Annotated in this window: 10 protein-coding genes and 1 tRNA gene; 6 read left to right on the plus strand and 5 right to left on the minus strand. The window is 69.7% G+C overall.

From position 1 onward, the window contains the following. The first annotated feature begins 6 nt into the window (after positions 1-6). The 3 genes from HOQ23_RS06925 (at position 7) to HOQ23_RS06935 (ending at position 2046) form a co-directional block, all read left to right on the plus strand. A tRNA-Pro gene (locus HOQ23_RS06925) sits at positions 7-80 on the plus strand. A gap of 73 nt (positions 81-153) precedes the next feature. Next, a complete protein-coding gene (locus tag HOQ23_RS06930; protein ID WP_172213123.1) occupies positions 154-1152 on the plus strand; it encodes a GNAT family N-acetyltransferase in 999 nt (332 codons plus the stop codon). An 87-nt stretch (positions 1153-1239) separates the two neighbouring features. Then, entirely contained in the window at positions 1240-2046 is an 807-nt protein-coding gene (locus HOQ23_RS06935; RefSeq protein WP_172213125.1) for a hypothetical protein, read from the plus strand. Here the strand turns inward: HOQ23_RS06935 and HOQ23_RS06940 are convergent. Both HOQ23_RS06940 and HOQ23_RS06945 read right to left on the minus strand, forming a co-directional pair. Beyond that, entirely contained in the window at positions 2043-3299 is a 1257-nt protein-coding gene (locus HOQ23_RS06940) for an HNH endonuclease signature motif containing protein (RefSeq protein ID WP_172213128.1), read from the minus strand. The genes HOQ23_RS06935 and HOQ23_RS06940 overlap by 4 nt on opposite strands. A 128-nt stretch (positions 3300-3427) precedes the next feature. Continuing rightward, a complete protein-coding gene (locus HOQ23_RS06945) occupies positions 3428-3904 on the minus strand; it encodes an Rrf2 family transcriptional regulator (RefSeq protein ID WP_172213130.1) in 477 nt (158 codons plus the stop codon). An 83-nt stretch (positions 3905-3987) separates the two neighbouring features. Here HOQ23_RS06945 and HOQ23_RS06950 point away from each other — a divergent pair, with 83 nt between their 5' ends. Then, on the plus strand, positions 3988-4842 hold the full coding sequence (locus HOQ23_RS06950) for an SDR family oxidoreductase (protein ID WP_172213132.1): 855 nt from the start codon (positions 3988-3990) through the stop codon (positions 4840-4842). Here the strand turns inward: HOQ23_RS06950 and HOQ23_RS06955 are convergent. From HOQ23_RS06955 to HOQ23_RS06965, 3 genes are all read right to left on the minus strand, one after another. Then, a complete protein-coding gene (locus HOQ23_RS06955; RefSeq protein ID WP_216653759.1) occupies positions 4814-5740 on the minus strand; it encodes a TIGR01777 family oxidoreductase in 927 nt (308 codons plus the stop codon). The genes HOQ23_RS06950 and HOQ23_RS06955 overlap by 29 nt on opposite strands. A 224-nt stretch (positions 5741-5964) precedes the next feature. Then, complete coding sequence (locus tag HOQ23_RS06960) at positions 5965-6303, minus strand: STAS domain-containing protein (RefSeq protein ID WP_172213136.1); 339 nt, start codon at positions 6301-6303, stop codon at positions 5965-5967. 402 nt (positions 6304-6705) lie between these two features. Next, entirely contained in the window at positions 6706-7905 is a 1200-nt protein-coding gene (locus HOQ23_RS06965) for an IS110 family transposase (protein ID WP_216653760.1), read from the minus strand. A gap of 584 nt (positions 7906-8489) precedes the next feature. Between HOQ23_RS06965 and HOQ23_RS06970 the strand changes: the two genes are divergently transcribed. After that, positions 8490-9473: a hypothetical protein gene (locus tag HOQ23_RS06970; protein WP_172213138.1), complete on the plus strand. Its 984-nt coding sequence runs from the start codon at positions 8490-8492 to the stop codon at positions 9471-9473. A 242-nt stretch (positions 9474-9715) separates the two neighbouring features. Next, positions 9716-12175, plus strand: coding sequence for a hypothetical protein (locus tag HOQ23_RS06975; protein WP_172213140.1), 2460 nt, complete (start codon positions 9716-9718; stop codon positions 12173-12175). Positions 12176-12528: the final 353 nt, after the last annotated feature.

Consider the following 12528-nt stretch of genomic DNA (forward strand, 5'->3'; position numbering starts at 1 on the left):
GACGTTCGGGCTGTAGCGCAGCTTGGTAGCGCACCTGACTGGGGGTCAGGGGGTCGCAGGTTCAAATCCTGTCAGCCCGACAGAGGTTCCACACGAGGCCGCCTCGCAGAGATGCGAGGCGGCCTCGTGCCATTTCTGCAGACGGGATCAGCGATGACGCAGCCGCCGGACGTGCGGGCCCTCGACCTCGAGGACCCTGCGACCCTGAGCGCCGTGTACGCCGTCGAGTGCTCGGCGACCGCGCACGCCCGCCCGGGCTGGGTGCCGCTCGACGAGGCGGCCAGGGCCGCGGCGTGGCAGGCCGACAATGGCTGGTCCCACCACCTCGTCGGCACCTTCGAGGGCGACGACCTGATCGGATTCGCCAGCTCCTCGACCGCCGACGACACCCCGGACACCTCCTGGCTCGACGTCTGCGTGCTGCCCACGCACCAGCGCCGCGGCATCGGCACGCGGCTCGCCCGGGCCGCGGAGCAGGCCGGCCCCGCGGGGGCGGAGCGGTACGTCGCCAGCGCCTACCTCCCCACGGCCACGGAGATCGACGCGCTCGTGGAGAGGTTCGCCGGTCCCCTCGGCTATGCGCGCGCCACCACGGAGACGGTGGTCGAGCTCGACCTGGCCACCGCCGAGCTGGCGCCCGCCGAGCCGGGGGCCGCCGACGTCACGGTCTCCACCCATCTCGACGGCGTCCCGGCCGACCTGCGCGCCCAGGTCGGCGTGATCAAGGGCCTGGTCGACGCCGAGGCGCCCCACGGCGAGCTCGGCTGGGAGCCCACCCCGGTCTCGGTCGAGGACTACGAGCGCGAGCTGGCCCTGTGGCACCAGCAGGGCCGCACCCCCGTCGAGTCCATCGCCGTCACCGCGGACGGTGTGGTCGCGGCCTGGACGTGCGTGGTGGTCGGGCCCACCCCGCAGCGGCCGGCGCACGTCGAGGGGACTCTGGTCCTCACCGCCCACCGCGGCGCGGGACTCGGCCGGGCGGTCAAGGTCGCCTCGCTGCTCGCCGTACGCGAGCACGCCGGGGCGGTACGCGTGCGGACCAGCAGCGACGACGCGAACGTCTGGATGCGCGCGATCAACGCCGACCTGGGCTTCTCCCCCGTCGAGTCGGAGGTCCTGCTGCAGAAGGTGCGCCGCCCCGTCGCACGCTGAGCCGCCCGCACGAGAGCGGTCCAGCCCGCGGAGGTCGAGTGTCCGTACTCATCCCCCCGGGCGGTCCGCGGCCCTAGCGTCCCCGTCATGACAAGTGGCCCGATCGAGATCCCGCGTCGTCTGTGGGGCGCGCTCAACGCCGTGATGGCCCTCCTGGTGGTCGGCTACGGCGCGGCGTTCACCGTCCTGGTCGTCGGTCTCGGCACCGACCACGGCGAGACGGTTGCGCAGGACTGGCTGTGGCCGTGGGGGCTCGGGGCGCTGGGCGGCCTGGCCACCGCGCTGCTGGCCGGACGCCACGACCGGCGCTACCTTCCCTGGACGGCACCGCTGGCGCTCGCGGGCGCGTGCGCGTTCACCGGCGTCAACCTCGACCTCGGCCCGCTCCCCGCGCTGCTCGCGGTGCTCGTGGCGGTCTCGGTCGTGTGGCACGCCAGCACCGGGCGGCACGCCGAGCGGCGCGCCCCGCGACATGCGCTGCTGACGGGGGTGCTCGCCACCGTGGTGGCGCTGAGCGTCGTCGGAGCCGCCGCGGGTCATGTGGTCGTCGGCTCCCGCACCACGCCCGAGTACGACGCCATGCGCACCGACCCGCTGGCCTCGGACCGACTGCCCGGCCTGACGGTGCGCTTCGACTGGAGCAAGGACAACACCACCCCGTTCGGGATGGCCTCGCCCGCGCAGGTCTCGAGGTCGTGGATCATCACCGACGGGGCGACGACGACGGAGAAGATCGTCGAGCTCGCCGCCCTCGCCGCGCACCACGGATGGGCCCGGGGCCCCGACCCGACGTACTGCGGGTGGCGCAAGCAGGTCGAGGGCCACCCGCTCTGCCTGGTGATCCGCCCCGGGACGGACGCCGGCGAGGTGCTGGTCGAGATCCGGGGCGACTAGGTCCGCCGGTGGAACCGGAGGTCACCGTTGGCGAGCCGGTCGCACGCGTAGCGCTGGTCGTGGGCGCGGTGATGGTGGTGCGAGCACAGCAGCACCCCGTCGGCCAGGTCCGTGCGCCCGCCCGCCGACCACGGCGTGCGGTGGTGCGCCTCGCACCACGCCGCCGGGATCGAGCACCCTTCCGCCCGGCACCGCGGGTGCACCACCGCGAGCGCGCGACGCTGGGCCCGGCTGAACAGCCGGCTCCCCCGCCCCAGGTCCAGGACCTCGCCGCGCCGTCCCAGCACCGCCGGCACGATCTGCGCCGTGCACGCCAGCCGCCGTGCCTCCTGGGCGCTGATCCGGTCGTGGGAGTCCCCCGGCGCCGCGCTGCCCAGCGTCGCGGTGCCCAACCCCGCGCGCAGCGCCTCCAACGAGACCGTCACCACCAACGTCGTCGCGTCCCCGCCGTGGATCGGCAACCTACCCGGGTCCAGGACCTCCAGCAGCTGGCAGAACGCCTGCGCCGCCCGCCGCCCGTACGCCACCCGCCCCTCCGCCGCCTCCCCCTGCGCAGCAGCGGCCTCGGGCGCCTCCTCGCGGCGCGGGTTGGTGAACGCGTGCAGGTACGCCGCCAACCGCGCCGCCGAGGCGTCCGGGATCCGCCCGCTGATCCGCGTCGTACCGTCGCCCAGCGCCCGCAGCCCCAGCCGCATCCGCCGGCGCGCCGAGGCCTCCAGCTCCGCCAGCCGGCGCGCCTCGGCCGCCTCCGCGACCTCCGGGGCGACCACGTCCAGGATCCGCCGCCCCAGCCGGCGCAGCTCGACCGGATCGAACTGCGCCGCCAGCTCCACCAGCCGCGACTCGGCCTGCTCGACCACCGACGCCTCGACCTCGTCCGGGAGCTCGGCCAACGCCGCCGCGATCAGCCCCGCCTGGTCCACGTTCACCTCGCCGGCACGCAGCCCCGCCGCCAGCACCGGCCGCTGGGTCAACGCCACCGCCACCCGCAGCTCGGCCGCACAGTCCGAGCGGCGTCGCCGGGTGGCCACCGCGGCCCACGCCCCGACGTCACGCGCCCCCGCGGCCTCGGCCACGTCCCCGGCCTCGGCGGTCACCCGCAGCCGCAGCTCCGCCACCCGCGACTCGATCGCCGCCAGCTCCACCAGCGCGGCCGCCTTGTCCGCGGTCGCCATGAACACCGGGTCCACCCCCGCGACCGACTCCAGCACGGCGCCCAGCTCACGGGCGGCGCCCCGGATCGGGTGGTCCATGCGAGCCTCCGAGAGCTCAACGGTGGGTCTTGACCCGATCCTACTCGAACATCTGTTCGGGCGCAATGCGCTGTCCCCACTTCCCTGACGGGCCGCCGGACCCGTGCGGCCGCCAATCCCCCGACGACTCAGCGCCCCTCGCCCACCGCAGCGAGCGCGGAGTAGACCTCGGCGTCGAACCCGGCGCGCGCGAGGGCGTCGCTGAGCGAGATGCCTGCGAGTTCGGCGACGACCGCGTCGGCCACCCGCCGGTCGAGGTCGACCAGCACGTCCTGCATGCTGCCGCCCACGGCGCACGCAGGGTTCGGACCGTGGATGCCGAGAACCGGGTCGTCGCCCTGGAGCAGCCGCCACACCTGCGCGAGGGTCACGGCGTCCGGATCGACGGCCAGCTCCCAGCCGCCATGCGCACCCGCCCGAGAGCGCACCAGGCCGGCCGCGCGCAGCGGACCCAGCACCTTGCGCACGTGGACCGGGTTGACCGCCGTGCTGCCGGCCAGCTCCTCGGACCCGACCGGCGTCGGGCGACCGGCGGCGGCCACGGCCGCGAGGTAGGTCAGCACGTGCACGGCGACCGCGAACCGGGTGTTGGTCGGCTTGGGCATGCCCCCATCGTGACGCACCGCAATCACGGTGGCTACATTTGGGAGAACCGTCATCACCGCGACTACAGATCGGGACACCCCCCATGACCGTTGCCGTCACCGGCGCCTCGGGACAGCTCGGCCGGCTCGTCGCCGACCAGCTCCTCGCCACCCTCGACCCCGCCGAGGTCGTGCTCCTCACCCGCGACCCGGCGAAGCTCGCCGTCCACACCGAGCGAGGCGCCACCGTCCGGGCCGCCGACTTCGACCGGCCCGAGGCCCTCGTCGACTGCCTCGCGGGCGTGGAGCGGATGCTCCTCATCTCCACGGACGCCGTCGGCACCCGGGTCGAGGGCCACCGCGCGGCGATCCAGGCCGCCGCGAAGGCCGGCGTACGCCACGTCGTCTACACCTCGATCCCGGAGCCGAGCGCCGACAACCCCTCCGTCGTCGTGCCCGACCACGCGGCCACCGAGGAGCTGCTGCGCGACAGCGGGCTCGCCTGGACGATCCTGCGCAACAACCTCTACGCCGACATGCAGCTCCCCACGATCGAGCAGGCGGCGGCCAGCGGACGGCTGTTCACCAACACCGGCGACGGCGCTGCCGCCTACGTCACGCGTGCGGACTGCGCCGCCGTGGCCGCCGGGGTGCTGACCGGCGAGGGCCACGAGGGACAGACGTACGACGTGACCGGCCCCGCCGCGGTGAGTGCGAGCGACCTCGCCGCCCTCGCCGCGACCCAGGCCGGCCGCCCCGTCGAGGTGGTCCGGCTCGACGACGAGGCCTACGCCGCCGGTCTCGTCGCGGGCGGCCTCCCGGAGGCGTGGGCCCCGATGCTGGTGTCCTTCGGTGCGTCCATCCGGCTGGGCAAGCTCGCGCGCGTCACCGACGTCGTCGAGACCATCGGCGGACGTACGCCGACTCCCCTCAGCGCCCTGCTGCGACAGGACGGCTGACCAGGTCGGCGAGCGCTGCGTCAAGGTCCGGGTGCCGGAACTCGAACCCGGCCTCGAGCAGCCTCGCCGGCACCGCCCGCCGTCCCGTGAGCGCCAGCGCGGGATCGGTGCGCAGGAGGACCGCGCCGACGCGGACCAGCGGCGAGGGGGTGGGCGGCGAGGCGGGACGGCGCACGCTCCTGCGCAGCGCGGCCATCAGCTCGGCGTTGCGGACCGGCTGCGGCCCGGTGACGTGGACGATCCCGGACAGCCCCGCGCCCTCGGGCCCGAGCAGCAGGCGGACGACGCGCAGCCAGTCCTCGATGTGCAGCCAGCTGATCCACTGGGTGCCGGGACCGACGCGCCCGCCCAGCCCCCAGCGCGCCAGCCCGAGGAGCCGGTCGAGCGCCGGGGTGTCGGTGTCCAGGACGATGCCGGTGCGCAGCGTGGAGAGGCGTACGGCGTTCGCGCCCTCCACGGCCGCCTCCCACGCCGTGGCCACGCCCGCCATCTGGGGCGGCCCGTCGGCCGGTGGCGCGGACTCGTCGAGGACCTGCTCGCCGGCGTCGCCGTAGATCGCCAGCGTGCTGGCCTGCAGCCACACCGGCACCGGCTCGGACAGGGACGCGCTCGCCTGGACCAGCGCGCGGGTGGGCTCGACGCGTGAGCGGGTGAGCAGGTCGACGTTCGCGGCGGTGGGCCGCCGGTCGACGAGCTCGCCGGCGAGGTTGATCACCGCGCTGCCCTCGAGCTCGGACGCCCACGGACCCACGGTCCGCCCGTCCCACTCCACCTGCCGGAACCTCGCGCCGGGACGCGCGCGGCGGGTCAGGACGACCACCTCGTGCCCGTTCGCCTCGAGGTCCTCGCACAGCCGCCGCCCGAGCGCACCGGATCCCCCGGCGATCACGATCTTCACCTGCGCGAACATAGGGCATCGCAGGCGTACGCCGCGGCGTACGGGCGGCGCCCCGGGACGACCACACGACCGCCGGGGCGTCCGGGGCACCGCTGGTGCCCTGGGGTTGGTGAGAAGTCCCCCACTACGAGGCGCCACCTGGACGGTAGGAGCCCTTCGGCGCCTGCGCCTCACCCCTCGGTGGGTGTGCGCGGTCGGGGCTCGGTCTGTGAGCCCGGGTTCCGCTAGATCGCCTCGACCTGCCGCGACCGGTCGTCCTCGGGCGCGGGAACGGCCGTGGTGTGGGGCAGCCCGTTCATCTCCAGGACCATCTGCGCGATGGAACCCTGGCACGCCCGGAGCGTCACGGGGCTGTCCCTCGGCGCGCGTCGCAGCGCGGCGACGAGCTCGTTGACCCCGACGCTCGCGAGGTGCTCGACCGAGGAGAGGTCGACGACCAGTGGACCCTTGCCGACCTTGTGCTCCAGCACCGTGCGCAGCTCGTGGATCGAGAGCTCGTCGATCACTCCCGCGAGAGCCACGGTCTCGCCGTGCTGCACCGCTGTGAGCTGGTGGAACTTCATGTGTCTCCAGTTGCGCTCATTGATCGCGAGATTCGAATCTAACGACGACGCCCGCTCTCCGGCTCCCCTCGCGGGGTGTAGTGGCCGGCACTGCCCTCCTCGCCACGTCACAGGCAGGCTCCTCCTTCTCCCGACAGGAAAGACCGGTCCCGCACGCCCGGACACGCGGCGGCTCGGGCGAGCTACCCCTGCGGGGATTCCTAGCTGCGTTGCCGGCCTCGGCAGGGCCGCGAGTTGCCCACGGGGCGCCGGCCGCCGGCGACGTCGCGCCAGCCACGACCACCCACGGCAGCAGGCTCGCAGGCGAGAGCCGTCCCGCAGTCATGCCCCGGCCGTGGATCAACCGGAGCCGAGCGCCCAGAGTTGCTACTGGGTCTGACTCCTTCCGGCTCCCCTCTGTTGTCAACCGGTGCTGGCGAGGGTTCCGACCGGTTGGCTCTTCCGCGTGCCGGGTAGTGCGGCGTAGCGTCGGGTCTGCGGGTCCGGGAGTGGCTGATCCGAAGTGTCGATGTGCGGGGGTAGGTCGACCGCGCTGGATTCTTGAGACGCCCCGCAGTGCCCTCCCGGGTCCGCGCCTTCGGCTCGGACAGCGTCGGTGACGAGCTGCTTGTAGATGGCATCTGAGATGCGTCGCTTGAGGCAGCGGAGTGCTTCTTGGGGCTTCTTGCCGTCGGCGCGTTTGCGCCGGTAGTAGGCGCGGCCTTCGGTGTCGAGCCGGAGTTGGGTGACCGCGGCGATGTGGATCATGTGGTTGACCCGGCGGTTCCCGGCGCGGGAGAGACGGTGCCGGTTCTGCTCACCAGACGAGGCGTCCAGCGGCGCGGTACCGGTCCAGGACGCGAACCGATTGCGGTCGGCGAACCTGGCGACGTCGCCGACATCGGCGAGGATCCTGGCGGCCACCACAGCACCGACACCGTGGATGTCCATCAGCCGTGATTCCCGCGCCAGGACCATCGCCTTCAACTCGGCAGTGGCCTTCTTGATCTTCGCCTCGACCGCGATCAACTCGGCCAGCTCTTCGGCAGCGATGCGGCGACGGGTCTTCCCGGCGATGTCGCGCGGGCGAACGGTGGCCAGCATCGCCTTGGCCTGACCAGTGGTGATGTCGCGTTTGGCCTGGCCAGGCAGGAGTTCTGCGAGTAGCGCCTGGAGTCGGCACACGGTCTGAACACGACGCCGGGTGAGGGCTTCGCGGCGATCGGCCAGCATCCGCATCGCCTCGAGCTCGCCGTCGACCTTGAGCACCCGCAGGTTCGTCGTGCGCACGGCTACGACCGCGACCGCGTGTGCGTCGTGGGCGTCGGTCTTGCGGTTGTGGCCGGTGTCGAAGAGCCGGACACGGGCAGCAAGCTTCGCGGGCACGTCGACGACATGTTCGCCGGCTTCGAGGAGACGCTGGGCAAGTGGACGACCCGCGCCGTTGGCGCCTTCGACCGCCCACAGGCGCTTCGGCCACGTCTTGGCGTAGGCACGCATGGCGGCGTAGCCAGCCTGGTCGGTGCTGAAGCGACCGGATCCGAGGAGATGCTCGTGCTGGTCGACGACCTCGATCGTCGCGGACAGCTTGTGGGGATCGACCCCGATAACGACATGGTCCATGCGTTGCTCCCGCCTGTGCTCGTACCGATGTGGACGGCGAGGTGGGCATTGCTACTACGAGCTGGGCAGTCCCCTCTTGAGCCACGCCTCGTCAGCGGTGCCCGGTGGGCTGCAAACCGGAATCGAGCCACACCCGCGGACGGGTGGGCAGCCCAAAAGAGAGCAAGCCCGCCGGGCACCTGGACCGAGTCTGGCCGGACGCCGGTCCTACGGGAATCCTCTAGTAGCCCAGATAGACGCACTACTGCGCGCGACTGTTGGGACTCGGAAGGGAATGGGCAATGACACATGAACTCATCTCGAACTTGCAAAGGATCGAGGCCTGCGGGACGCGCGCGCCCCGGGGCACCGCGGGCTGCTAGAGCGCTGCCGTGTCGATCTGGAAGATCGCTTCCTCCGGCTGCTCGATTGCCGAGCGCACGCTGTTCGCAATCGTTGATGAGCTGCCAACCCAGAAGGGGTCGCTCTGTTCGTCACTGATCACGCGTACGTGGCGAAGGCCGAAGCACGTCCTCCTTGTTTAGGGAGATCAAGACGACAGGCTTGCTCAGCGCACGCGCCCTACGACGTCTACCCTCAGCGCCGTGAGAGAGAAGCCAAGCCGCCGATCTGCACTGATCGTCGCAGCATTGCTTTCGACGGGATCCGTGTTGGTCATTCTCTCGCTGTTGCCCAGCCCCGGGTACGACGACGCGTGGCTGCGTGACGTGCTGATGACCCTTGGCTCTTCTGTCCTGCTCTTCGCCCCGTTCTATCTGCTCACGCGGTCGCTTGATTCTCATATCGAGCAAGTTCGCGAAGACGCTGCTGACCAAGTGCAGCAGGTGCGGGCGTCGACGGCGGCGACGGTTGAGGACCTTTCCAAACAGGTGGAGGAAGTCCGCGAAGACGTCGCTCGGCAGCTCACCGACGTCGCCGAACGTGTCGATGCGCGGCTGCGAGCGGAGGCCGCGGCCGACAGAGACACGTTCGAGGGGCTAAGAAGTGCCGCGCCGGAGCGCGAAGTCGTCGCCGACGCGCTCAAGCGCGCCGTCGAGCAGGGGCTCGTAGACATGGACCACCCTCCGCGAGTAGCAGTTGGCGATCACTACCTCTACGTCAGTTTCCTTCTCGTCACTCGCAGCAACCTCTTCAGCGGTGCTGCTCACGTGATCGAGCTACGGCTCGAAAGGATCGACGGGGAGAGCGTTGCGCCCGTGGTCTGGGATGGGGAACGGACAGCGGAAGACATCTTATTTCAACTCGGCCGCGAACTCCGCAAGGAGACCAACGAGGCCTTTGACACTGTCTCGCTCTTCACCGGGTTAGCGGACCTTCTCGAAGTCGCGCTCACCAGCCCGGGACGACGTCCGGCAATCGAACTCTGTCCTCCGCAATGGGTAGTGACAACAGGAGGTGTGCATGCCTACGGGAACCACTTCTATGGGGTCGGGCTTGCTCAGCTTCAGTCATCGAGCACGATCGGACCGCACGTCATGGCTAAGGGGTGGGTGGACGCCGACTCCTTCGACGCGGCTCAGTACGCCGCTTTGTCGTTATTTCCCCCTAACGCGGATGCCAACGACTAGGTGCATGAATGGAGCTAGTTGGACCAAGCTCGCCGAACAACTCGTTGCCGCTGCACGCGGGCCTTATGAGTGGACGCAGGTGAGGCTGCGGGGCGACCGCGTCTGGCGAAGCACTCGGGAGGGCTGGTCGCCTTCGCCAGCGACCGGCGTCGGTGCCGGCTCGCTCCTATTGGAGCCGCCGAGTGGAATGCCGCATGCCGGTGCTCGGGCCGTGTGTCGGTGCTCGCTGATACAAGTCGTGCATGTCCAAGAGTCGTCGACAGCCTTTCCAGTTGGCCCCTGGGTCGAGCTCGCTCATCGGCAACTTCGATTGGACGGGCTTGGGAGACGACGCGCTGGGTGACATGAAGGTGTTTGCCGGCGCCACGAACCCGGCCGAACTTCAGCAGCGCCAGCAGGCGCAGGTCACGATCGAGGTCTCCGCGATGCTGGAGGCCATCCAAGAACTCGACGCGTTCGACGTCATCGAACTGGTTCGTCTTCGAGAGCTACCCATCGTGCCGGTCGCGGCACTCGTGCACGAGCACGATGGCAACGGCGCAGCGATCGAACTTGTGGCGCTCGTTTGCTTGGCGCGATCCGCTCGCATGGTTGGCCGGCGGCCTCGCAGCGAGACCGAGCCGCACATGGTCATCAGCGAGCTTCACTCGCGATCCACGAGGCTACTTCGTCTCGCCACTTTCATGCATACGGCCGCCGCTGGCGGCGGCACCGACGCGCTCGCACGCCTCGCCTCCGAGTACCAGTCCTATCTCGTCGCTGTACGAAAGCTCCAGTACGAGTCCGTTCAGGAGAAGGCGGACGCCGAACTCTTCGACCAACCGCAGATCGACGCACTGTTGATGAGATGTCTTGGTTTCACCTATGGCGACTTCAAAGCAGTCCGAAGCGGCATCCAGGAGCGCTACAGCAGGATCCTCACCGCGCTTCGGGACGACACCGGAAACCTAGTCATCCGGTGCCAAGCCGAGGGACGGGAGCCGACGGCCGAGGAACTCGTTGGCTTTCGCGAGTCGATGTCGGCCTTCATGTTCCTTCCTGGCGACCGAGCTGCATTCACCGCGACCGACATCGCACAAGAGTCCGGGATTGACATGTCTCGCGTGGAAGCTGTGCTCGACGCCTTCAGTATCGAGTTCCGTGGAGCCACCGATGCAGCCTCGGTCGTGGCTGACTTCCTACGCGGCGTGAATCCCCTTCAAAAGACGTGCCTCGTCAAAGACGCGAACGGCAACTATCTGATGACCGGAGGCCAGATCGGCACAGACTCCTTTCGAACGATCGCCGAAGCCGCGCTGAAGCCTGACAGCAAGGCGTGGAGACGCTACGACCGCATCCGCGCTGAGGTCACCGAACGGATGGCATTGGAAGCCGTCGGTCGCGTACTGAAGACCCCGGCCGCTCATGCGAACCTGAAGTACCTTGCACCGAAGGAGGGCGCTGCGCCGGGGGTGCTCAACGGTGCGTGTGAGACCCCGAAGGCGACAGGGAATCAGACTGAATGCGACGGACTCTTCCTCATTGACGACGTCGCGATCTGTGTCGAAGTGAAGGGCAGAACGATCGCCGAGCCGGCTCGTCGTGGCGACCGGGCACGTCTCTCGACGGAGATCAAGGCCATCTTCGGTGATGGTGCCCGGCAGGCCCGGCGCCTCGAGGACCTCATCTTGTCGAACCATGGGCTGTGGCGCGAGGACGGGACCTGGCTCGACCTCGCCGTAGTGCGGGAAGTCCGATCGATCGTAGTCGGCCTCGACTTCTTCGGTCCGCTGGCCGTTGCGCTCGGCGACCTCAAGCGAGCCGGACATCTCGGTGACGGCTCCCTTCCGTGGATCGCCTCTTTGCATGACCTTGAGGTGATCGCCCTGGTGATCGATCGACCGGCGGAATTCCTGCTCTACCTGCGCAGGCGCACGGACTCCGGCGTGGCAACCCACTTCCGCGGATCCGACGAACTGGACCTTTTCATGCTCTTTCTAGATGGAGGGCTCTACGTCGAGGAAGACCCGGACGAGGTTCGCCGCCTCCATCCAAACGCCGGACCGGCCCGGGACCGCGATCGCAAGCGTTACCTCCAGGACGCGCGTCCTACCGTCGTTGGTACGCATACCGATCCACTGGACGCATGGATGTACCGCCGTGAAGGTAGTAGTCCGTACGAGATCGACAAGCCCGCGTTCAACACCCATCCCGCCGCACAGGAGATCGTGGACTTCCTCCAAGACGGTCGGAAGCCGGGTTGGTTCCGTTTTGGTGCCGATCTGCTGGGGCTAGCGGGAACAGCACAGACGAAGATCGGCGATCACCTTCGCCATCTCGTGGCGCAGACCAGGTCTGACAATCGATGGCACAGCATGGTCCAGGGATACGCAGGCATGTGGGGCTATCCGATGTTGTTCGCGGGGTCTGTGCCCGAGAGCCACACGCGTCGGGAGTCGGCACAAAAGTTGCGCTCCTACATGGCTGCGAAGAAGCACCAGATGGGTTCGGACCGCAGCCTCGGGCTCCTCATCGACAACAGTAGCGAGATCGTCGAGGTCGTCTACATGAACGCACCCGCCGCCAACGACCCAGAGCTGGACGCATTGGGCGAGCTCATCGGCCTACGATCCGTGAGCGACTCAAATCGTCCGATCCCGCCGTCCGCGCGACGACCTACCCGTCGTCTTCGTGGCAAGCGTTCGAGACGTGGCAAGCGGTAGGCAGAACTGATCGAGGTCCGCATCATCGACGAATAGTTGCTGGCCGCACCCGCGCGAACCTGCCGCGATGAGCGCTTCCACGGTGCGTCACTTCACCGCAAAAAAGCGCGGAGGGCGGGCCGAACATGGAAAGAGACGCGGGGTCTTCGACCGCGCCGCGCCTCTCCAAAACCGTACGGGACTCGAACCCGCGACCTCCCCAGTATCAATGGGGCGCTCTACCAACTGTCGCGTGCCGGGTTCAGTGGAGGCTCTGAACTGACGCGCTGAGGGTAGTCGGCGCGGGGTTGTGCCGGTAGTGCTCGTCCTCGAACTCAACGGGTGGGACGAGGCCGATCTCGCCGTGCAGGCGT

The organism is Nocardioides sp. zg-DK7169 (genome assembly GCF_013155365.1).
GTDB lineage: Bacteria > Actinomycetota > Actinomycetes > Propionibacteriales > Nocardioidaceae > Nocardioides.

Coding starts and splice junctions, on each gene's coding strand:
- HOQ23_RS06930 (WP_172213123.1), top strand. CDS start 154: ATGACGCAGCCGCCGGACGTGCGGGCCCTCGACCTCGAGGACCCTGCG.
- HOQ23_RS06935 (WP_172213125.1), top strand. CDS start 1,240: ATGACAAGTGGCCCGATCGAGATCCCGCGTCGTCTGTGGGGCGCGCTC.
- HOQ23_RS06940 (WP_172213128.1), bottom strand. CDS start 3,299: ATGGACCACCCGATCCGGGGCGCCGCCCGTGAGCTGGGCGCCGTGCTG.
- HOQ23_RS06945 (WP_172213130.1), bottom strand. CDS start 3,904: ATGCCCAAGCCGACCAACACCCGGTTCGCGGTCGCCGTGCACGTGCTG.
- HOQ23_RS06950 (WP_172213132.1), top strand. CDS start 3,988: ATGACCGTTGCCGTCACCGGCGCCTCGGGACAGCTCGGCCGGCTCGTC.
- HOQ23_RS06960 (WP_172213136.1), bottom strand. CDS start 6,303: ATGAAGTTCCACCAGCTCACAGCGGTGCAGCACGGCGAGACCGTGGCT.
- HOQ23_RS06965 (WP_216653760.1), bottom strand. CDS start 7,905: ATGGACCATGTCGTTATCGGGGTCGATCCCCACAAGCTGTCCGCGACG.
- HOQ23_RS06975 (WP_172213140.1), top strand. CDS start 9,716: ATGTCCAAGAGTCGTCGACAGCCTTTCCAGTTGGCCCCTGGGTCGAGC.